The organism is Collinsella aerofaciens (assembly GCF_020709435.1).
GTDB lineage: Bacteria > Actinomycetota > Coriobacteriia > Coriobacteriales > Coriobacteriaceae > Collinsella > Collinsella aerofaciens_AU.
On record NZ_JAJFDP010000006.1, the window covers coordinates 20,445 to 41,633 of the forward strand.

Consider the following 21,189-nt stretch of genomic DNA (forward strand, 5'->3'; position numbering starts at 1 on the left):
TCTGTCCTTTCGTGCCCGGCGTCGGTTTATCGTCGCTCGGGTTGGGTATTCTAGAAACCATTATCAACCCCAGTAGATGGAGTTCAAGCAGATGGAGATGGATGACAACAAGCGTAGACGGAATATGATCCTCTACGTGCTCATCGCCTTCGTCGTCTACCTCGTGCTCTCGACCGTTCTGTTCCCCAACATCGGTCACACGCAGCAGATTACGAAGACCGATTACTCGACGTTTGTCAAGGCGCTCGATAAGAAGAGTGTCGACAAGGTCGAGTACAACACGGACGATTACTCGATTTATTACACCAAGAAGGGCGAGGACGAGAACATCGCCTATAAGACGACCGGTGTGCCGAACGATGCGGGCTTTACCGATCGCGTGCTTGAGTCTGGCGCTTCGCTGGAGTCGGTCGTTCCCGATAAAAACTCGGGTTTGATGACCTACTACCTGCTCACACTCATTCTTCCCATGGCGATTTTCTTCCTCATCGGTTGGTGGCTCAACCGCCGCATGAAGAAGGCTATGGGCGATGACGGCCCGTCGATGAACTTTGGCGGCGGCGGTTTTGGCGGCGGCGGACTGGGTAAGTCCGGCGCGCGCGTGATCGCCTCCAAGGACGTGGGCGTGACCTTTAAGGACGTCGCCGGCCAGGAAGAGGCCAAGGAGTCTCTCAAGGAGGTCGTCGACTTTCTGGAGAAGCCGCAACGCTACGAGGAGATCGGCGCCAAGCTGCCGCGCGGTGCTCTCCTTGTTGGCCCTCCGGGTACCGGTAAGACCCTGCTTGCCAAGGCTGTTGCCGGCGAGGCCGGTGTTCCGTTCTTTAGCATTTCGGGCTCTGAGTTCGTTGAGATGTTTGTTGGTCGCGGCGCTGCAAAGGTTCGTGACCTGTTTAAGCAGGCCAAGGAAAAGGCCCCGTGTATCGTCTTTATCGATGAGATCGATACCATCGGTAAGAAGCGCGATGGCGGCGGCTTTAGCGGCAACGACGAGCGCGAGCAGACGCTCAATCAGTTGCTGACCGAGATGGATGGCTTCGATAACCACAAGGGTATCGTTGTCCTTGCCGCAACCAACCGTCCCGACAGTCTCGATCCCGCTCTACTGCGCCCCGGTCGTTTTGACCGCCGCATCCCCGTTGAGCTGCCCGATCTGACCGGCCGCAAGAACATCCTCGAGCTGCATGCCAAGAGCGTGAAGACCGAGCCGCCGATCGACCTGACCGCGATTGCCCGCGCCACGCCCGGTGCCTCGGGCGCTGACCTGGCCAATATCATCAACGAGGGCGCCCTGCGTGCCGTCCGTGAGGGCCGCAAGCGCGCTACGCAGGACGATTTTGAGGAGTCGGTGGAGGTCGTCATCGCCGGCCAGCAGCGTAAGTCCACGGTGCTGTCCGACCACGAGAAGCAGGTTGTTTCTTACCACGAGATCGGCCATGCCATCGTTGCCGCCCGCCAGAAGGGCTCTGCACCGGTCACGAAGATCACCATCGTGCCGCGCACGAGCGGTGCTCTGGGCTACACCATGCAGGTCGAGGAGGATGAGCGCTTCCTGACCACGCGCCAGGAGGTCCTGGACAAGCTCGCCGTCTACTGCGGCGGCCGTGCGGCCGAGGAGCTCATCTTTGGCGAGATGACGACCGGTGCCGCCAACGATATCGAGCAGGCCACCAAGCTCGCCCGCAATATGGTGACTCGCTTTGGTATGTCCGACGAGTTTGGCATGATGGCGCTCGGTACCGTGCAGAACGCGTATCTCAACCAGGACACGTCGCTTACCTGCGCCCCCGGTACGGCCGAGCGTGTGGACGCGATTGTCGCTAAGCTAATCGAGGACGCGCACGATCGCGCTCTGCAGATCCTCAAGGAGAACAAGTTCAAGCTCCATGAGCTGGCTCGTTATCTGTACAAGAAGGAGACCATCACGGGCGAGGAGTTCATGAACCTCCTCACGCGTGAGAATCCGCTGATGCCCAATCAGCAGTAACGCCGCGGCCGATCCAGTAAACGCCGACGCCCCATTTGAGCAGCTTTCTCAAATGGGGCGTTTTGCTTGAGAGGGATGGAAATGAAGATCGTGGTGAGCGCCTGTTTAATGGGCGAGAGCTGCAAGTATAACGGGCTCGACAACTATCATCGAGAGCTGATCGAGGCTTGCGAGCGCACGGGGACCGAGGTCCTCTTGGTGTGCCCTGAGGTCTTTGGCGGCCTGCCCACGCCGCGCAAGCCGTCCGAGATTGTGAACGGCGAGGTCCGTACCTGCGAGGGCATCTCGGTTGATCGCAAATTTCGCCTGGGTGCCCAACGTGCGCTCGATATGTGCGAGCAGGCAGGCGGACCGGAAGAGATAGTCGCGTGCATCCTTCAGGACCGCAGCCCCTCGTGCGGTGCGGGTCACATCTACGACGGCACCTTTAGCGGTACGCTCACCGCGGGCAACGGTGTTTTCGTCGACCTGCTCCTGCGCCACGGCTACCGTGTGATCCCGGCAAGCGAGTTCGACCCCAGCATGTTGGAACATTGTCCACAGCACTCGAACCCAACATTTCCTCTCGGGTGACCGTTTTGGCATCATCCGTGAATTTGATATCGAGTACGACCCGGTCATCAAAGACGTAGACCGAGTTGACAGGCGCCGTACCCAGGCAGCCCCTCCCCGCGGCCCTCGCGCAGGAACGCGTACACGGCCCTCCCGTCTCCTGCGCCCCTCCCGGAACTGTCCACATCAGTGTAGCCAATCTAGTCCGCCAAGGGCTGCAGCCCGGACAACGCGGCGATGGAGGGCTTCTTCGGCCTGCTCAAGAAGGAGTTCTGGCACGGCAGGGACTGGTCGGACTGGACCCCCGCCTGCTTCATCGAGGAGCTCGGGGGCTGGATCGGCCGATACAATACGGAGAGGCATAGCGATGCGCTCGGTGGCCGTACGCCGGCCGAGTTCCGCTCCGCGCTGGGAAGGGCCGCGTAACGGTCCAAGAAATCGTCCGCTGTCCCCATTCTTGCCCCTTTGGGACGGCTTCTTGTTGGGGCGTGCCTGCCCCGGACCCTGCTAGGAACGAGTGTAGCAAACTGGAATTTTAAATTAGTCTTTGCAAATAACCTTTGAACCTTCACCATCAATTACAATTCCCTGACGATTGTTAATTGGGCATAGATTCAAATCCGAAAACTCAGTTATTATTTTCTCGGTAACTTTCTTAAATGGTGCTGTAAGAAAATGCGGAAGAACATAGAAATCAATCAAATTAAGCCCTGCATCATCTTCTTGTGAGTAGTCCTCCGGCTTTTCATCCATTTGCTCGATATATTGGATGTTTGGAGCGCATACAATCGCACCTGCTGATTCACCAATCATCAGTTTTCCCTTTGCCAATTCTTTCTTCAACAGCTCATCCGTTCCCGTTTTACGGAGCTGGTCTATAAGGAAAAAAGAATTTCCGCCGGTAAAATAGATCACATCCGCATCTTCAAAAAGAGACTGTATCGTTGAATAAGCCTCCGTTGAAATATCAATTTCAGTTACGATTGCTCCCAACTTTTTGAATAATTTTCGAGCCGAGCCGACATAACCGGTGTAGCCTTCACGCAGCGAAGCTGTTGGAATAAATGCGACTTTTTTATTTTCAATTTCTTCCTTTATCAGGCTTCCTACACTTGAAAAGTGCGAACATAAAAACAGTTTCATCAATATTCTCCTTTATATATAAATTCTTATTTGTTGAACTAAGCCGTGTATACCATACTCTCCAATGAAAGAACGCCCTGATATAGCGTAATTTGCTGTTTTCCTACGTACGTGCGTACACACTCCACAGGAATTCTTAGGGCCCTGCCCCCTTAGCACACGGACTTTGGAACAAAGACTAGTGTGTTACGCCTTGCCAGAGGTGTACAGGCTCCCGGTACGCACGTACGCAGCAATTGCCATCAATGCGCCATATAAGTGGCGATCGAGTTCGCATAAAGCGACCTTGGTTTCGCAAAATAAAAGGCAGGATACCATCATCACCACGATGATATCCTGCCTCTGTTCGTTACTGTTTACCGTTCCGAATAGTCCTTCCGCAGAATTTCCGATAAACAAAAAACGTACCCGAACCCTTTCTCGTAAAAGAATCGGGTTAGAGTACGAACTGAATGCTGGATCAATAAAAACCCACCACAAAGGTGCCTGTCCCCTTTGTGGTGGTTTTGGGTTAGTGCTAGAGGGTGTGGCCGTAGGCGTTGGCGGCCTTGATGGCGGCGGCGAATTTCTCGTCGGTGAAGGGCTCGGGGTTTCCCTGCTTCCACTCGTTGGTGGCGTGCGCGTATTCGCACAGGGCCGGGATATCGGACTCGGAAAGCCCGACCTGCTCAAGCGTCACGGGCAGGCCCATCTGCTTGTTAAAGGCAGCGTAGCGCTCAAGGTTCTCGGTGTCGCCCGTGTAGGTGAACAGCACGAGCACGCCCAGGCTCACGACCTCGCCGTGCAGGTATGTGCCCTCACGCGGAATGCTGCAGGTGGCGTTGTAGAACGCGTGCGCCACGCTCGAGTTGTAGTAGTAATCGTTCTGGTTGGTCAGGTTGGAGACGTAGCCCGTGTTGACCACGATATCGAGCGCAATCTGCTTGACGGCCTCGCTCGACAGGTTCTGGCGCACATCCTCAAGACCCTGCACGCCGTAGGTAAACAGCGGCTCGGAGCAGGTGTGGGCGAGTGCCAGGCCAAGACCGGCGGTGTGCTCCAAGTTGCCGGCGCTCGTGGCGTACTCGACCTCGGGCTGCTTGGACAGGGCATCACCCACGCCGGCCCAGAAGTACTCCGCCGGTGCCTCGGCGATGATCTTGGGGTTGATGAAGATGTGCGCCGGTCGGTTGGGGTATGAATAGCCCTCGAGCGAGCCGTCGTCGTTGTACACGACGGCAATGGCGGTCGCGGCGGAGCAGTTGGAACAGATCGTCGGGACCGTAAAGACGATCTTCTTGAGCTCGATGGCTGCGGTCTTCACGGTGTCGAGCGCCTTGCCGCCGCCGCAAGCAATGAGCACGTCGGCTTCCTGGCAGGCAGGGGAGTTCACAACCTTGGCAATATTGGCACGCGTACTGTTGGTGCCATAGACGCGCGTCTCCAGAATTTCGACGTCGGTACCCGCCAGCGCAGCTTCGATACCGGGAAGTGCTGCGGCCAGTGCCCGCTTACCACCGATGATCGCGACCTTCTTCGCGCCGTACTCGGCCAGCGCGCCGGGCAGCTCGTCAAAGCAATCCTCGCCAACGGTGTAGTCGCTCATTCCAATCGTGCGCATAGCAACCTTCTTTCGTTCGATAAAGTGCTTTCAGGTATTTTGCTCCAAGAGAAGGTCCACAGCCGCGAGAAATTTCGAACGTATAAAACCAGTGTTGAGGGTTTTTCGCCGGCGCGGAACGTGCTAGCATACTCCGCATAAGCGTTGATGAGGACGAGTAGTCGGCCGTCCGCATGCCACAGAGAGCGGGGAGTGCTGAGAGCCCGTGCATGCGACCGATGAAAATCACCCCGGAGCTGCGGTCCCAACGGACGTGCCGCATAGGTTCGTCTTAGTAGACATCGCCGAGATGGCCGTCGATACAGGCCAGCCGAGTAACGGATGCGAGCGCGCGATAACGCGGGCGAGGGCATCTAAGCTGGGTGGTTAAGCGAAGAGCTTTTGCGGGCACGCTGCCCGTTTTGTGGCGCTTCGTCCCAGCTTGTAGGGACGGGCGCTTTTTTGGTGCCCAGAGGGCGTGCGCGCCCATGACAAGAAAGGGGTACCGTGGCAAACGAGTACAAGCAGACGATGAATCTGCCCAAAACCGGATTTCCCATGCGTGCCGGTCTTTCCAAGTCCGAGCCCAAGCGACTCAAGGACTGGCAGGACAACAAGGTCTACGAGCAAGTTCTAAAGAAGAACGAGGGTCACAAGAAGTTCGTGCTGCACGACGGTCCTCCGTACGCCAACGGCCCGATCCACATCGGCCACGCCATGAACAAGATCTCCAAGGACATGATCAACCGTTACTGGATGATGCAGGGCTGCGAAGTTCCCTATGTCCCCGGTTGGGACTGCCACGGTCAGCCGATTGAGCACAAGGTCGAGGAGAAGCTCGGCACCGAGAAGTTCAACCAGACCTCCACGGCTAAGATCCGCGAGCTTTGCAATAAGTTCGCTGTCGAGAACATCGAGTTGCAGAAGGCCGGCTTCCGTCGCCTTGGCGTGCTTGGCGACTGGGACAACCCGTATCTGACGCTCTATCACCAGCATGACGCCGCCGACATCGAGGTCTTCAAGGCCATGTTCGACAAGGGCATGATCTATCGTGGTCACAAGCCCGTTCACTGGTGCAAGCACTGCCACACCGCGCTCGCCGAGGCCGAGATTGAGTACTCCGACGAGACGAGCCCCTCCATCTTCGTGCGCTTCGAGATGACCTCCAAGCCCGCCGGCCTCGAGAACTTCGACGGCCCGGTCGACTTTATTATCTGGACGACCACGCCGTGGACCATCCCCTCCGACCAGGCAGTTTCCCTCAAGCCCGGCGCCGCCTATGTCGCCGTTGAGCACGAAGGTCGTGCCGAGGTCATGCTCGAGGACCTGGCTCCCAAGTGCTGCGAGGAGTTTGGCTGGGAGTACACCCCGGTCATGGTCGACGGTAAGCCCTACGTGGTTCCTGCCGAGACCTTCCACCACATCCACTACAAGCAGCCGATCTTTGACGGTGTTGAGGGCGTGGCGCTGCTGGCCGATTACGTCGGTGTCGACGACGGTACCGGTATCGTCCACAACTCGCCCGGCCACGGCGTCGACGACTACTTTGCCTGCCTCAAGGAGGGCATCACCGACATCTGCATGCCGGTCGATGACGACGGCAAGTTCTACACCGGCGAGGAGTTTGGTACCGGCGGCCCCTTCAGCGGCATGGACACCGATGAGGCAAACCCGCACATCATCGAGTTCCTGCGCGAGCGCGGCACCCTGGTCCTCGAGAAGAAGATCACGCACAGCTATCCGCACTGCTGGCGCTGCAAGCATCCGGTGCTCTTCCGTGCTACCGACCAGTGGTTTGTCTCGATGGACAAGACCGGTTTGCGTGAGCAGGCTGGCAAAGAGGTTCGCGAGAACGTCAAGTGGTATCCGGCCCACGCGGCCAACCGCATCGGTGCCATGGTCGAGCAGCGTCCCGACTGGTGCATCAGCCGCCAGCGCAACTGGGGCGTGCCCATCCCGAGCTACACCTGCGCCGACTGCGGCGAGAAGGTCATGAACGACGCCACGCTCGACGCCGTCATCAAGCTCTTCCACGAGAAGGGCTCCGACGCCTGGTTCACCGACGCTCCCGAGAGCTACCTGGGCGAGGCCTGCGTCTGCCCCAAGTGCGGCGGCCATCACCTCAAGGCCGATAAGGACATCCTCGACGTGTGGTGGGATTCCGGCGTCTCCTGGAAGGCCGTCTGCGAGTACCGTCCCGAGCTGGAGTATCCGGCGGATGTGTACCTCGAGGGCTCCGACCAGCACCGCGGTTGGTTCCAGAGCTCGTTGCTCACCTCGGTGGGAGCCAATGGTCACGCCCCGTACAAGGCGGTCGTCTCGCAAGGCTTCACCCTCGACGGCCAGGGCCGCAAGATGTCCAAGTCGCTCGGCAACGTCATCGACCCCAACAAGGTCTGCGACGAGATGGGTGCCGACATCATCCGTCTGTGGGTTGCATCCGTCGATACCAGCTCCGACGTGTCCATCGACCACGAGATCCTTGCTCGTACGTCCGATGCCTACCGTCGTTTCCGCAACACGCTGCGCTTCCTGCTCTCCGAGCTCGAGGGTCAGTTTGAGCCCGAGACCGACGGCGTCGCCTTTGCCGACCTGCTGCCGCTCGACAAGCTCATGGTTGCCCGCCTGACCCAGGTTCAGGCCGAGGTCGACGATGCCTACGCCAGCTACGAGTTCCCGCGTGCCTACCGCGCGCTCTACGACTTCGTGGTTACCGAGCTCTCCAACGTGTACCTCGACGCCCTGAAGGACCGTCTGTACTGCGAGAAGCCCGGCTCGCTCGAGCGCCGCAGCGCCCAGACCGTGCTCGCCGAGCTCTTCTCGATGCTCATGCGCGACCTTCAGCCGATCCTGTCCTACACGGTCGACGAGGCCATGGCCTATGCGCCCGCCGGCTGCGTCGATCACCAGAAGTACGCCGCGCTGCTCGATTGGTACAAGTCGCCCATCACGGTCGACGAGGCCAATGAGTTTGAGGGCGTGCTCGAGGCTTCACTCGAGCTCCGTAGCGCCGTGACCAAGGCCCTTGAGGATGCCCGCTCCGCTGGCACCTTCACCAAGAGCCAGCAGGTCCGCGTCAAGGCGGTCGTTCCCGCCGAGATGTATGCGCTGCTGACCGGCGACAAGGCCGTCGACCTGGCCGAGTTCTACATCGTCTCCGATGTTGAGCTGACCCAGGGTGAGGAGCTCTCCGTTGCTATTGAGGCTGCCGAGGGCGAGTGCTGTGACCGTTGCTGGAATTACCGCACCACCGTTGGCGAGTACAACGGCCACGCACATATCTGCAAGCGCTGCGCTGACGCGCTGTAGGTTACGGCGTTCGTAGAACGCCGTAACCTACCGACGCTGCAAACGCCCCTAAGCGGCAATCTGACGTTCAATCGTCGGTCGCGTACCAAAATACGCTTCCCTCCTCTTTCACGTCACCTTGCTCGCTTAGGGACGTTTTCGCTGTTGGCGACGGCAACGCGGCTTTTCCATTGTTGGAACTAGAGCCTTCTCTTTCGACCTGTGCTCTTAGTCGAAAGCTATTTAGCGACATTCCGTTATTCGGAATGTCGCTTTTGTTTTGTGCTGGTTATTTCGCTTGTGTTGGTGGATATGTCGTGCGCTCTGCGTATGGCAATATAAGATGGTTAATTGCGTTCAACGGAATTCGATTGTTCTGAGGGCAGGGGATTGATTTGGGTCGTACTGGGGATATGACGCCGCCTTTGGGTTGGCGGTTGGGTGTTGCTGGTGGGGTGGCACTGGTTGTGCTGCTTGTTGACCAGCTGACCAAGCTTGCGGTTCGTGCCGTGGGCGACGCTTTGCATGTGACTGTTATCCCCGGTGTGATTGACTTTCTATTTGTCCGCAATATCGGTGCTGCCTTTAGCATGGGCGAGGGGCATGGCATCGCGTTTGCCGTGCTGGCGCTGGCGGTCATTGTCGCTATTGCCGTGTACCTCGTTCGTGCACCCCAGCTCGCCCATCTTGAGGTTGTTGGCATGGCGATGGTTGCGGGCGGTGCTATCGGCAACGCTATCGATCGTTTTGTCTTTGGCTTCGTGACCGATTTTATTGCCACCACCTTCATCGACTTTCCCGTCTTTAACATGGCCGATATCGGCATCACCGCAGGCGTCGTGCTTGCCCTCATCGGCTACTTGTTCTTGAGCCCTGCGGCCCGCGAAGTCGATGCGACTGCCGAGCTCAATGCCCGTGATGAGGCCCGCGCCAAGCGCAAAGCCAAGCAACGTGGGGAGCGTGCCCGCAAGATTCGCGAAAGGAATGAGCGTTAATGGCCGACATCCATATTCTTGTTGCCGACGATTGCTCTGGCCAGCGTCTCGACGCCTTTCTGGGTGCCAACGACGGCTGCCCCACGCGCTCTGCCTGCGCGCATCTGATCGAGGGAGGCGCCGTTGCCGTCAACGGTGAGACCTGCCTGTCAAAAAAGTATGCCGTGCGCTCCGGCGACCGCATTTCGGTCGATCTGCCCGAGCCACACGACCCGACCGACGTGATTCCCGAGGCCATTCCTCTCGATATCCGCTACGAAGACGACTACCTTATCGTGCTCTCCAAGCAGCGCGGCCTGGTGTGTCATCCCGCCCATGGCCACGAGAGCGGCACTCTTGCAAACGCTCTGGTCTACCACTGCGGTATCGATCATCTTGGTACCGTGCAGGGTGAGGACCGACCCGGCATCGTGCATCGCCTGGATCGTGATACCTCGGGCCTTATGCTCGCGGCAAAAGACGACGACACCCAGCGCGCGCTTCAAAATCTTATCCGCACGCGCACGCTCGACCGTCGCTATATCCTGCTTGTCCACGGTCACATCGCCATGGACGAGGGCACCATCAATACCGGTATCGCCCGTTCCACGCGCGACCGCGTCAAGATGGCGGTTTCCGATGACCCCTTTGCGCGCCAGGCCATCACGACCTTTAAGGTCCTCGAGCGCTTCGATTCCACGCGTTTCGACGACGGCTATACGCTCGTCGAGTGCCACCTGTTTACGGGCCGCACACATCAGATTCGCGTGCATATGCGCCATATCAACCACGCCTGCGTGGGCGATCCGCTCTACGGTAAGTGCGATGCGCGTGCCGATCAGGGTCTGACCAGGCAATTCCTTCATTCCTGGCGCGTCGCATTCGACCATCCCGTGACGGGTGAGCTCATCGAATGCCGCGACGAGCTGCCTTGGGATCTCGCTGCGGTTCTTGACGACCTGGCCCCGCGCTCGCTTGGCCGCACCGCCGCCGGCGACGACATCGTCCCGCAGCTTGGCCTTCTCGAAGCCTAGCCGGTATTAGGTGGTTTCTTGAACTCGGTAAGCCTGCGGTAAGATATACGGTTGTTTACGTAACGCGTTCTCGGGAGCCTGCATGCTCGCCTTTTTACAAACTAACACGCCCATCGTGATCTTTAACCAGATTGTGGTTACGCTGCTCACGGTCTGCTTTCTGTACCAGGTGGTCTTCTTTGTCATTGGCGCTCTTCGTGGCGAGGTCGCGCCTCCCAAGGCCAAAAAACTTCACCGCTATGCCTTCTTTATCGCGGCGCATAACGAGGAGGCCGTGATCGCTAACCTCGTTCGCTCCATCAAGGATCAGGATTATCCGTCCGAGCTTATCGAGGTTTTCGTGGTCGCCGATGCCTGCACCGACAACACGGCGCAGCTCGCGCGCGAGGCCGGTGCCATTGTTTACGAGCGCAATGACCTGGCCCGCAAGGGCAAGAGCTGGGTCATGGACTTTGGCTTCGACCGCATTCTCAACGAGTATCCCGACACGTTTGAGGGCTACTTTATCTTCGATGCCGATAACGTTATCTCCCGCGATTATGTTTCCAAGATGAATGATGCCTTTGACCAGGGCTTCCATGTGGTCACGAGCTATCGCAATTCCAAGAACTTCGGCAGCTCGTGGATCTCGGCTGCTAATGCCACGTGGTATCTACGCGAGGCGCGCTTCCTCAACAACGCGCGTAATATCTGCAAGACGTCCTGCGCTGTTTCGGGTTCGGGCTACCTCATCTCCGCCAGCGTTATCGAGGGCATGCACGGTTGGCAGTTCCACACGCTGACCGAGGACATTCAGTTCACCACGTTCTGCGCCATTCACGGCATTCGCATTGGCTATGCGCCGGCGGAGTTCTTTGACGAACAACCCGTGACGTTTAAGGCGTCCTGGAAACAGCGCATGCGTTGGACCAAGGGCTTCTACCAGGTGTTCTTTACTTACGGTAAGCACCTGGTCAAGTCGACCTTCCGCTACCATCGCTTTGCCGCCTACGACATGTTCATGACGATCGCCCCGGGTATGCTGCTGTCGCTCATCTCGATGCTCGCCAATGCGACGTTCCTGATCGTGGGTGGACTCTCGCACGGCTTTTTGGCTACCGAAGTCGAGATGCAGGCCTGTGCCGCTTCGCTCATTATGACCTTCGCCATGATGTATCTGACTTTCTTTATCCTGGCGCTGCTCACGACTATCTTTGAGTACAAGCACATTCACTGCGCGCAAAAGTGGCGTCTGGTGACTAACCTGTTTACCTTCCCGATCTTTATGTTCAGCTATATCCCCATCACGGTGGCCGCGCTGTTCCTGAAGGTCGACTGGGTCCCGACGCAGCACGCCGTCAGCGTTACCCTTGACGAGGTCATGCAAGGCGCCAAATAACCACCACCAAAACCACCACAATGGGGACAGGCCTTTTGTGGTGGTTTTTGCTTTTGCGATGCAGCTCAAGGAGGTGCTCGATGGTCTATATCCCATTTTGGATCTGCGCCTTTGTCGGTGCGGTGATCGATGCCCGTGAGCGGCGGTTTCCCAACGCGCTTGCTGCTGCGTGTGCCGTGGCGGCGTTTGCGGGCGTGTGGCTGGATGGGGGCTTGAACACGGCACTTGACCACGCTGGCCTTGCGGTCATCGTGTACCTTTCTCTTGTGCTGACTGAGTCGCTTTGGCGGCGACATCGCCAGACCCCCGGCATCGGCATGGGAGATGCCAAGGCGCTCTTCGCGCTTTGCACGCTCGACCCTATGGGTGGCTTCGTGGCATTTGCCGCCGCGCTCCTGGTCCTTGCCCTCTCCTGCCTCATCACAAAATCGCGCTCCTTGCCATTACTCCCGTTTTTGGTGCCGATTTTTGCCATAATCGAGGTCGTGGGCTGCACATTGTAACCGATTGCGCATCCTTCTTAAGGAGCATGCCATGGCAACTAATCGAGAAACGGCCGTCATTAAGGCGCGCATGGATCGTATTCCCTCGGCGTTGTCGCCCGAACTTGTCGAGCGTATTTCCGCCGATCGTGCTTCGGGTGCCGTCAACCCGTATCGTTGCAACGACGACCAGGTCATTCGTCGTATTGATCGCGCTGCCGACAAAGGCACGCTCATGCGACCGGCGTTTATGCGCGATATCGAAAAGATTCTTCATCTTCCGGCGTATACGCGTTATGCAGGCAAAACGCAGGTCTTTAGTTTTCGCAGCAACGACGACCTGTCGCGCCGCGGCCTGCACGTGCAGCTTGTCTCGCGCATTGCACGCGATATCGGCCGCGCCCTGGGGCTCAACTGCGATCTAATCGAGGCGATTGGCTTAGGCCATGACTTGGGCCACACGCCCTTTGGCCATGCCGGCGAGCGATTCCTCAACGATATTTACCACGAGCGTACGGGTCGCTACTTTTTCCATAACGTGCAATCAGTCCGTGTGCTCGATGCGCTGTATGGCCGCAACGTGTCGCTCCAGACACTCGATGGCGTGCTGTGCCATAACGGCGAGTACGAGCAACGCGTGTTTGAGCTTTCGGATATGGGTTCCTTTGAACAGTTCGATCTGACGGTTGAGGATTGCATTGCCACAGGTTACAGCGCAATTAAGCACCTGCGCCCCATGACGCTCGAGGGCTGCGTGGTTCGCATCTCGGATATCCTTGCCTACGTGGGGCGCGATCGCCAAGACGCCATTGCTGCGGGTCTGCTGTCACCTGACGCCTTTGACGATGACCTGGGCGGAGCATACAACAGCTGGATCCTCACGCATGCCTCCATCGATATCGTCGAGCACAGCTATGGCAAGCCACGCATCGAGATGAGCGAGGACCTGTTTGAGGAAATCCGCCGAGCCAAGTGCGAGAACTACGAGAAGATCTATAGCAAGGGCGGTATCGAAGGCGACTCCGAAGCGGAGCTGCGCGAGGCTTTCGAAAAGCTCTACGACCGTTGCCTGCAGGATATAAACGAAGGCGACGAGTCCTCCTACATATTTAAGCACCACATTTCGCGCATTGAGCAGCAGCTTTCCTACTACGACCGTACCTATGCATGGCAGGACGATAAGGACCAAGCCGTGGTGGATTACATTGCGAGCATGACGGATGGCTATTTCTGCGAGCTGACGAGTAAGTTGTTCCCGGGTCTAAAGTTTCCGCACCGTACTTATATTAACGAACGGTAGTTCGTATTTATTCGGTATACTATTCGTGGAAAACGATTTTGATTGATGCACGGGATGGCTATGGACGACCTTTTTTCTGCTTCGACGCGCGAGCGTTCCTTTCAGAATGCGCCGCTTGCGGTGCGCATGCGCCCCAACACGCTTGATGAGTACGTGGGCCAGCAAAAGGCCGTCGGTAAGGGCTCATGGCTGCGTGCCGCGATTGAGCACGACGTGCTGTCGAGCGTGATTCTGTACGGGCCGGCCGGTACGGGCAAGACGACGCTGGCCCACATTATCGCCAACCATACCAAGGGCGAGTTTGTCGAGGTCAGCGCCGTGACGGGCACCGTGAAGGACTTGCGCCGCGTGATTGACGAGGCCAAGACGCGCCTGAATACCTATGACCGCCGCACCATTCTATTCATCGATGAGATTCACCGCTTCTCTAAGTCGCAGCAGGATGCCCTGCTGCATGCGGTTGAGAACCGTACCGTCATTATGATCGGCGCCACGACCGAGAACCCGTACTTCGAGGTCAACTCGGCGTTGCTCTCGCGCGGTCGCGTGGTTGAGCTTGAGCACCTCAAGGACGAGGATATCGCCATGCTGATCGAGCGTGCGCTCGAGGCGCCGCAGGGCTTGAACGGAAAGTTCTCTGCCGATGATGATACGGTCAAGACCATTTGCACGCTGGCCGCGGGTGATGCTCGCTCGGCGCTCACGACGCTCGAGCTGGCGAGCGAGATTGCCGTCACGCGTCCCGATACCGAGGGGACGCCGGCGCCGGCGGCAGGGGAGCGTTATCCCATCACCGTCGATGACGTGAAGATTGCCAACCCACGCCGCGGTTTTTCGTATGACAAAAACGGTGACATGCACTATGACATTATCAGTGCGTTCATCAAGTCCATGCGCGGCAGCGACCCCGATGCCACGATCTATTGGCTCGCGCGCATGATCGACGCGGGGGAGGATCCTAAGTTTATCGCTCGCCGCATTATGATTCAGGCTTCTGAGGATGTTGGCAATGCCGATCCGCAGGCACTTTTGGTGGCGCAAGCCGCGTTTAAGTCTGCCGAGGTCATTGGCTATCCCGAGTGCCGAATTAACCTGGCTCAGGCTGCACTCTATGTGTGCTTGGCGCCTAAATCCAACGCGTGCGAGGCTTCGATCGATGCGGCGCTGGCCGATATCCATAGTAGCGGATTGCGCGAGGTGCCCAGTTATCTTCGCGATCGTCACCGTCCCGGCAGCGACGAGTACGGTGTATACAAGTACCCACACGATTATCCCGAAGGTTGGGTCGACCAGCGCTATTTGCCCGAGGGGCTGGAGCGTGGCGCGTTCTGGCAGCCTGCGGGCCGCGGCTGGGAAGAGTGGCGCGTAGAGCAAAGCGAACGCGACCGTAGCGGTAACGCGCCCAAGTAGGTCCTTGGCACCTCGCACATTCCCTTTGGGTATCTTCCCCCTTCTTTGGGGTACCATGAAAGGCGTCTGTATTTCGATTCCTTCGGGAGGCTTGTATGAGTCCCATTCAAATCGCCCTGCTGGTGTTTGCCATTGCCGGCGTGTGGGCTATTGTTGAGCTCGCGCTTACCCTGCGCAAGACCCGCAACGTTGTCGACTCGCTCGATAAGACCGTGAACGACCTCAATAACACCATCGCCGAGGCGCAGCCGGTGGTGGCAAAACTCGACGGCGCTGTCGACGAGCTTACGCCGGCACTTGCCCAGATGGAGCCGCTGCTTAAGTCGAGTAAGACGGCAGTTGATGCCCTTGCCTCTAATCTCGTAGAGGTCGAAGCCGTGGTTCGCGACATTTCTGAGGTCACCGGTAGCATGGCTGAGGCCAGCAATGCTGTGTCGAGTGTGACTGATTCTGCCGCCGGTGCTGTGCAGAGGCTCTTCAATAAGGTGAAGGCTCCTGCAGCTGACGCCGAGCGCAAGCTCGCCGCTGCCGCTGCGGAGGCTGAGCAACCTACCGAGCGCGTCCTAATTGGCGAGGACGAGGCTGCCGCGGGCGACGATGATGGCCAGAAGTCTGTAGCCAAGCCGGCTCAGTATTACACTTACACGCCCGCCGAGACCTCTGAGGAGTCCTGCGATGAGTAGCGAAGCAACCTGTCCTATCACGCTGACCGTTGCCGGCGACCCGCGTCTCGCTCGCCTTGTGCGCATGACGGCAGCCAACGTTGGTGCCCTGTGCTCTATGTCTGTCGATCGCATTGAGGACATCCGCATGGCTGCCGAGGAGGCTTTCATTTTTGGTTGCACCGCGGTCGACTGCGACGACATCACCATCAAATTCGATGTCGATGAGACCCACGTTGGCATGACTATTACCTTTGGCGATCAGGCTACGGTCGATGAAGACGACCAAGCTGCGGTGTATGCCGAGCTCATCCTCGCGAGCGTGTGCGACTCCTACGAAAAGACTGCGGCGCCCCTGACGCTTTCCCTCGACCTCAAGGCGGATATCTAATATGACCGAACGTTCCCGGAGCGGTAAGACCGCTTGGGACAAGGAGAAAACCCGCGAGCTGTTTCGTCGCTATAAAGAGACCGGTGACCCGGACGCACGCGAGCAGCTCGTCATGTCCCACATGAACCTGGTAAGGTTTCTTGCCAACAAATTTAAGAACCGCGGCGAGCCGCTCGATGACCTTATGCAGGTTGGCTATTTGGGCCTGCTCAAGGCTATCGACCGCTTTGACCCTGAGCGCGGACTCGAGTTCACCACGTTTGCCACGCCTACCATCTTGGGCGAGATCAAGCGTCACTTCCGCGATAAGGGCTGGAGCGTGCGCGTTCCGCGCCGTCTGCAGGAGCTCTCGGCCAAGGTCAACCAGGCTACTGACAAACTTACCAACGAGCTGCAGCGTTCGCCCAAGGTTGAGGAGATCGCTGAGTATCTAGATGTGACTGTCGATGAGGTCCTCGAGGCTATGGAATCGTCTTCGGCCTATACCTCGGTGCCCATCGAGGCTCCTGGTGCGTCCGATTCCGACGATGCCCCTTCGATTCTCGACCGTTACGCCGACGACGACAACGAGCTCGACTTTACCGATGACCGCCTAGTGATCGAGGAAGCCATCCGTGATTTCTCGCCGCGCGAGCGCGAGGTGATCGAGCTGCGCTTTGTGAAGGGCATGACCCAGATCGAGATCGCCAAGAAGCTGGGTATTTCTCAGGTGCAGGTTTCGCGTCTGCTGCGCCGCACGCTTAAGAAGATTCAGGACAAGATCGACCCCGACGGAGTGATGATTCGTTCATGAGTGAGCACCCCCAACAAACCGATCGCGTGCTGCGCGACACCCGCATTCTGACGCTGCGCATTTGGGCTGTTGTCGGCTGCATTGTCATCGCCGCTGTCATCTTTAACCTTATGGGCATCCTGGCACCGGTTATTGAGTTTCTTGCCGTCGGTTCCATCATTGCTATTGTGATGTCCCCGATCACCAACTGGCTCGAGCACCATGGCGTGAATCGCGGCATCGGTTCGCTTGTCGCGCTTATTGTTGTTGTTGCCGTGCTCGTCGGTGTCGTTTGCATCTTGTCGCCGATTCTCTTTGGTCAGATCATGGAAGTCCTGAGCCGCCTGCCCGAGCAGCTTCGTGTTGCGGGTGGCGATCTCAATGAGATGATCTCGCATGCCAAGACGCTCAACAACACGCCGCTCAAGGAGTATTTGGACGATAATCTTTCGTCCCTGGTTACCGTGGCATCGAAGTATGTGTCTCAGATCGCTGCCGAGCTTGGCCGCGGTGTGTTCCCGCTCATCACCAATACGGCTTCGCAGTTGTTCGTTATCTTCCTTGGTCTGGTGCTTGCGTACTGGATGGCCTGCGACTACCCTCGCATGCACCACGAGATTTGCACCATCATCGGTCAGGAGAAGGAGACCTCGTACCGCTTTATGGTCGCCATCCTTTCTCGCTCTGTCGGCGGCTACATGCGCGGTATGGTCGTGACGTCCATCTGCGGTGGTTTCCTCGCCTTTATCGGTTTTATGATCATCGGCCATCCGTATGCGGCGCTCATGGCTATTTTTACCGGCATCATGCATTTGGTTCCGGTCGTCGGTCCTTGGGTGAGCGCAGCAATCGCCACAGTGCTCGGTTTCATGTTCAGCCCCATGTTGGCGTTATGGACGCTCATCGTGACGATGGTCGCGCAAAACGTCACCGACAACGTGATTTCGCCTAAGGTCATGCAGAGCTCGGTGCAGGTGCATCCCATCATGAGCCTCACGGCGCTCGTTATTGGCTCGGCACTCATGGGCCCTATCGGCATGATTATTGCCATCCCACTGTGCGCGGCCCTCAAGGGTATCTTCGTGTACTACTTCGAGAATGAGACCGGCCGCCAGCTTGTGGCTTATGACGGCGCCGTGTTTAAGGGCACGCCGTACCGCGATGCCGATGGCAACCCGGTCGCCGCCTACGACGCGCTCGGCGACGACACCTTCATTTACGAGTCCGAGCTCATCGGCAACGAGACTGCGCCCGAGGCCAAGGCCATGCCCAAGCCCGAGCTCGATAATCCCTGGATCAAGCTCTCGGGCCTGCAGCCCGATGCGACGGGTTTCTTCAAAAACCCCTTCGCCAAAGACGATGATTCCAACTCAGACGACGATACCAATACCGGCATCGACGGCTCCATGGACGATGATGACAACTAGCGGGGTAATTCGGATTAATATTCATACGCGCTAACATGCAATTTCGCTGAAGGGCCGGCATTGTGCCGGCCCTCTTTTTTGCACTTGCGCGGTGGGATGGTAATATCGTTACGTTTGAACTGTTTCGATGTGAAACCGAGGAGATTCCCTCTATGAGTGCTGACTACCCGTCAATGACTACGGCCGAGATCCGCTCCAAGTTCCTCAACTTCTTTGAGGAGCGCGGTCTTAAGCTCTATCCTTCTTCGTCCCTCGTCCCCGATGATCCCTCGCTGCTGCTTGCCAACGCCGGCATGAACCAGTTTAAGGAGTACTACCAGGGCAAGAAGACCATGAAGGAGATCGGCGCGATCTCCTGCCAGAAGTGCGTCCGCACCAACGACATCGATTGCATCGGCGAGGACGGCCGTCACCTGTCGTTCTTCGAGATGCTCGGCGATTTCTCTTTTGGCGGCGTTTCCAAGGAGCAGGCTTGCGCATGGGCCTTTGAGCTCATCACCAAGGAGTTCAAGCTGCCGCTCGACCGCCTGTACTTTACCGTCTTTACCGAGGACGACGAGACCCACGACGTGTGGCGTTCTCTGGGCGTTGCCGAGGACCACATCTCCCGACTGGGCGAGGACGACAACTTCTGGGCCGCTGGCCCCACCGGCCCCTGCGGTCCCTGCTCCGAGATCTACTTTGACATGGGCGAGGAGGTCGGCTGCGGCAGCCCCGACTGCAAGCCTGGCTGCGACTGCGACCGCTTCCTTGAGTTCTGGAACCTCGTGTTTACCCAGTACGACCGTCAGGAGGACGGCTCCATGCCGGAGCTGCCGCACCGCAACCTCGATACGGGCATGGGCCTGGAGCGCATGGCTGCTATCATGCAGCACAAGACTGCTAACTACGACGGCGATCTGATGCAGCACCTCATCAAGCTGGGCGAGGAGATCAGCGGCAAGACCTATGACGCCGACGATTACTCCGGCGCCAGCCGTTCTCTTCGCATCATCGCCGACCACTCCCGTGCCGTCGACTTCATGATCTCTGACGGCATCCTGCCCGGTAACGAGGGTCGCGAGTACGTCCTTCGCCGCCTGCTCCGCCGCGCCGTGTTCCACGGTCGTCTACTGGGCATCGAGGGCGCCTTCCTGACCAAGTTCATCGACGAGGTCAACGCTCAGATGGGCGAGGCCTACCCCGAGCTGCTCAAGAACGTCGCGCTCGTTAAGGGTATCGTCGCCTCCGAGGAGGAGCGCTTCTCCACGACGCTCGACAACGGTCGCGTCTACCTGGATGAGGCCCTGGCAGCGCTTGCCGAGGGTGCTGCGCTTCCGGGCGATGTTGCCTTTAAGCTGCACGACACCTTTGGTTTCCCCATCGACCTGACCGTCGAGATCGCCGGCACCGCTGGTCACGACGTCGACATGGACGGCTTCACTGCCTGCATGGAGGACCAGAAGGCCCGCGCTCGTGCCAACGCCAAGGGCGATGCCTGGGGCAGCTTCAACGACGTGTGGGTCGAGCTTTCCGACAAGGTCGCTGCGACCGATTTCGATGGCTATGACAACGACGTCATCGAGGGCGCCAAGGTAGTCGCCATCGTTCGCAACGGCGAGTCCGTCGAGTCCGCTGCCGCCGGCGAGGACGTCGAGGTCGTGCTCGACCGCACCCCGTTCTATGCCGAGATGGGTGGCCAGCAAGGCGATGCCGGCAAGCTTTTCGCTGAGGGCGTTGTTCTGACCGTTGTCGACACCAAGAACCACAACGGCCTGTATGCCCACGTCGCGCACGTTGCCGATGGTACGCTGACTGTCGGTGCCGATGTTACCGCCGCGCTCGACGCTGAGCGCCGTGGCTTCCTGCGCCGCAACCACACCGCCACGCACCTGCTCGACGCTGCCCTTAAGCAGGTCCTGGGCGAGCACGTCTCCCAGGCCGGCTCGCTGGTGACGCCCGAGCACCTGCGCTTTGACTTTACGCACTTCGAGGCTCTGTCCTTCGAGCAGCTCAAGGCTGTCGAGGACCTGGTCAACCAGCAGATCTTCGCTTCCAAGCCGGTCGTGACCCGTGTCATGGGCATCGACGAGGCTAAGGCTGCCGGCGCTGTCGCTCTGTTTGGAGAGAAGTACGGCGATGTCGTCCGCGTCGTCTCCGTGGGCGCCGAGGACCAGCCGTTCTCCCGCGAGCTCTGTGGTGGCACCCATGCCGCCAATACCGCCGAGATTGGCCTGTTCAAGATCATTTCCGAGTCCTCCACGGGCTCCAATGTCCGCCGTATCGAGGCCGTGACCTCTAAGGGTGCCCTCGACTACATGGCCGACCGCCTGGCGCTCGTTGACGCCGCCGCCGCTGCGCTCAAGTGCCGCGTCGACGAGGTTCCCGCCCGCGTGGAGAACCTGCAGGCCGAGCTGCGCGAGACGTCCAACAAGCTCAAAAAGGCTCTGACCGGTGGCTCCTCCGACGCCATTTCCAGTGCCATCGAGGGTGCTGTCGAGCTCGGCGGCTACAAGCTAGTCGTCGCTGAGCTCCAGGGCCTTGAGGCTGCCGACCTGCGCAACGTATGGGATACCGTGCATCAGAAGGTCGCCGGCCCTGTCGCTTGTGTCGTCGCCAGTGTGACTGAGAAGGGCACCCCGGCCCTGCTCGCCGCCGGCTCTGATGACGCCGTCAAGGCCGGTTTCCACGCCGGCAACGTGATCAAGCAGATCGCGGGCCTGGTCGACGGTCGCGGTGGCGGCCGTCCCAACATGGCTCAGGCTGGTGGCAAGAACGCCGCCGGCATCGCCGATGCCCTCGCGGCCGCCAAGACCGCGCTCGGCGCCTAAGAA

The 21,189-nt window shown here is 58.7% G+C and carries 16 protein-coding genes and 1 pseudogene; 15 read left to right on the forward strand and 2 right to left on the reverse strand.

Going from position 1 to position 21,189, the window contains the following annotated elements:
- The first annotated feature begins 91 nt into the window (after positions 1 to 91).
- The 3 genes and pseudogenes from ftsH to LK493_RS05130 all read left to right on the forward strand — a co-directional run.
- The gene (ftsH, locus tag LK493_RS05120) at positions 92 to 1,984 is read left to right on the forward strand and encodes an ATP-dependent zinc metalloprotease FtsH (protein WP_227790344.1); all 1,893 of its coding nucleotides are present in this window, start codon (positions 92 to 94) and stop codon (positions 1,982 to 1,984) included.
- Between the two features lie 81 nt (positions 1,985 to 2,065).
- Complete coding sequence (locus tag LK493_RS05125; protein WP_227790345.1) at positions 2,066 to 2,557, forward strand: DUF523 domain-containing protein; 492 nt, start codon at positions 2,066 to 2,068, stop codon at positions 2,555 to 2,557.
- Positions 2,558 to 2,767: 210 nt separating this feature from the next.
- Positions 2,768 to 2,962: pseudogene (locus tag LK493_RS05130) on the forward strand (IS3 family transposase); the annotation flags it as partial.
- A gap of 114 nt (positions 2,963 to 3,076) precedes the next feature.
- Here the strand turns inward: LK493_RS05130 and LK493_RS05135 are convergent.
- Positions 3,077 to 3,679: a Type 1 glutamine amidotransferase-like domain-containing protein gene (locus LK493_RS05135; protein ID WP_195444356.1), complete on the reverse strand. Its 603-nt coding sequence runs from the start codon at positions 3,677 to 3,679 to the stop codon at positions 3,077 to 3,079.
- A gap of 517 nt (positions 3,680 to 4,196) precedes the next feature.
- Positions 4,197 to 5,279, reverse strand: a complete 1,083-nt coding sequence (locus LK493_RS05140) for an iron-containing alcohol dehydrogenase family protein (protein WP_227790346.1) — start codon at positions 5,277 to 5,279, stop codon at positions 4,197 to 4,199.
- Between the two features lie 510 nt (positions 5,280 to 5,789).
- On the opposite strand from LK493_RS05140, the gene ileS reads away from it, so the two are divergent.
- From ileS to alaS, 12 genes are all read left to right on the forward strand, one after another.
- Positions 5,790 to 8,567, forward strand: a complete 2,778-nt coding sequence (gene ileS / locus LK493_RS05145; protein ID WP_265333294.1) for an isoleucine--tRNA ligase — start codon at positions 5,790 to 5,792, stop codon at positions 8,565 to 8,567.
- Between the two features lie 434 nt (positions 8,568 to 9,001).
- Entirely contained in the window at positions 9,002 to 9,541 is a 540-nt protein-coding gene (lspA, locus tag LK493_RS05150; protein WP_227790348.1) for a signal peptidase II, read from the forward strand.
- Positions 9,541 to 10,554 (forward strand): RluA family pseudouridine synthase, encoded by a 1,014-nt coding sequence (locus LK493_RS05155; RefSeq protein WP_227790349.1) that lies wholly within the window; start codon positions 9,541 to 9,543, stop codon positions 10,552 to 10,554. Before lspA ends, LK493_RS05155 begins: the two co-directional genes overlap by 1 nt.
- Positions 10,555 to 10,636: 82 nt before the next feature.
- On the forward strand, positions 10,637 to 11,932 hold the full coding sequence (locus tag LK493_RS05160) for a glycosyltransferase family 2 protein (protein WP_195245800.1): 1,296 nt from the start codon (positions 10,637 to 10,639) through the stop codon (positions 11,930 to 11,932).
- An 80-nt stretch (positions 11,933 to 12,012) separates the two neighbouring features.
- Positions 12,013 to 12,435, forward strand: a complete 423-nt coding sequence (locus LK493_RS05165) for a prepilin peptidase (protein ID WP_227790350.1) — start codon at positions 12,013 to 12,015, stop codon at positions 12,433 to 12,435.
- A gap of 31 nt (positions 12,436 to 12,466) precedes the next feature.
- Positions 12,467 to 13,714: a deoxyguanosinetriphosphate triphosphohydrolase family protein gene (locus LK493_RS05170; protein ID WP_227790351.1), complete on the forward strand. Its 1,248-nt coding sequence runs from the start codon at positions 12,467 to 12,469 to the stop codon at positions 13,712 to 13,714.
- A gap of 60 nt (positions 13,715 to 13,774) precedes the next feature.
- Entirely contained in the window at positions 13,775 to 15,124 is a 1,350-nt protein-coding gene (locus tag LK493_RS05175; RefSeq protein WP_227790352.1) for a replication-associated recombination protein A, read from the forward strand.
- Between the two features lie 95 nt (positions 15,125 to 15,219).
- On the forward strand, positions 15,220 to 15,807 hold the full coding sequence (locus LK493_RS05180) for a DUF948 domain-containing protein (RefSeq protein ID WP_227790353.1): 588 nt from the start codon (positions 15,220 to 15,222) through the stop codon (positions 15,805 to 15,807).
- Positions 15,800 to 16,177: an ATP-binding protein gene (locus LK493_RS05185; protein WP_117746030.1), complete on the forward strand. Its 378-nt coding sequence runs from the start codon at positions 15,800 to 15,802 to the stop codon at positions 16,175 to 16,177. The genes LK493_RS05180 and LK493_RS05185 overlap by 8 nt, the downstream gene beginning before the upstream one ends.
- Before the next feature lies 1 nt (position 16,178).
- Positions 16,179 to 16,970 (forward strand): RNA polymerase sigma factor SigF, encoded by a 792-nt coding sequence (locus LK493_RS05190; RefSeq protein ID WP_022094589.1) that lies wholly within the window; start codon positions 16,179 to 16,181, stop codon positions 16,968 to 16,970.
- Positions 16,967 to 18,376 carry an AI-2E family transporter gene (locus tag LK493_RS05195; protein ID WP_227790354.1) on the forward strand — a complete coding sequence of 470 codons (1,410 nt, stop codon included), beginning with the start codon at positions 16,967 to 16,969 and terminating at the stop codon, positions 18,374 to 18,376. The genes LK493_RS05190 and LK493_RS05195 overlap by 4 nt, the downstream gene beginning before the upstream one ends.
- A 152-nt stretch (positions 18,377 to 18,528) precedes the next feature.
- Positions 18,529 to 21,186, forward strand: coding sequence for an alanine--tRNA ligase (gene alaS / locus LK493_RS05200; RefSeq protein ID WP_227790355.1), 2,658 nt, complete (start codon positions 18,529 to 18,531; stop codon positions 21,184 to 21,186).
- The last annotated feature ends 3 nt before the right edge of the window (positions 21,187 to 21,189 follow it).

What these genes read in the sequence shown, in the direction of transcription:
- LK493_RS05125 (WP_227790345.1), top strand. Translation starts at nt 2,066, where the DNA reads ATGAAGATCGTGGTGAGCGCCTGTTTAATGGGCGAGAGCTGCAAGTAT.
- LK493_RS05170 (WP_227790351.1), top strand. Translation starts at nt 12,467, where the DNA reads ATGGCAACTAATCGAGAAACGGCCGTCATTAAGGCGCGCATGGATCGT.
- LK493_RS05160 (WP_195245800.1), top strand. Translation starts at nt 10,637, where the DNA reads ATGCTCGCCTTTTTACAAACTAACACGCCCATCGTGATCTTTAACCAG.
- LK493_RS05140 (WP_227790346.1), bottom strand. Translation starts at nt 5,279, where the DNA reads ATGCGCACGATTGGAATGAGCGACTACACCGTTGGCGAGGATTGCTTT.
- LK493_RS05135 (WP_195444356.1), bottom strand. Translation starts at nt 3,679, where the DNA reads ATGAAACTGTTTTTATGTTCGCACTTTTCAAGTGTAGGAAGCCTGATA.
- LK493_RS05185 (WP_117746030.1), top strand. Translation starts at nt 15,800, where the DNA reads ATGAGTAGCGAAGCAACCTGTCCTATCACGCTGACCGTTGCCGGCGAC.
- LK493_RS05165 (WP_227790350.1), top strand. Translation starts at nt 12,013, where the DNA reads ATGGTCTATATCCCATTTTGGATCTGCGCCTTTGTCGGTGCGGTGATC.
- LK493_RS05195 (WP_227790354.1), top strand. Translation starts at nt 16,967, where the DNA reads ATGAGTGAGCACCCCCAACAAACCGATCGCGTGCTGCGCGACACCCGC.
- alaS (WP_227790355.1), top strand. Translation starts at nt 18,529, where the DNA reads ATGAGTGCTGACTACCCGTCAATGACTACGGCCGAGATCCGCTCCAAG.
- LK493_RS05175 (WP_227790352.1), top strand. Translation starts at nt 13,775, where the DNA reads ATGGACGACCTTTTTTCTGCTTCGACGCGCGAGCGTTCCTTTCAGAAT.
- LK493_RS05155 (WP_227790349.1), top strand. Translation starts at nt 9,541, where the DNA reads ATGGCCGACATCCATATTCTTGTTGCCGACGATTGCTCTGGCCAGCGT.
- ileS (WP_265333294.1), top strand. Translation starts at nt 5,790, where the DNA reads ATGAATCTGCCCAAAACCGGATTTCCCATGCGTGCCGGTCTTTCCAAG.
- LK493_RS05180 (WP_227790353.1), top strand. Translation starts at nt 15,220, where the DNA reads ATGAGTCCCATTCAAATCGCCCTGCTGGTGTTTGCCATTGCCGGCGTG.
- LK493_RS05190 (WP_022094589.1), top strand. Translation starts at nt 16,179, where the DNA reads ATGACCGAACGTTCCCGGAGCGGTAAGACCGCTTGGGACAAGGAGAAA.
- ftsH (WP_227790344.1), top strand. Translation starts at nt 92, where the DNA reads ATGGAGATGGATGACAACAAGCGTAGACGGAATATGATCCTCTACGTG.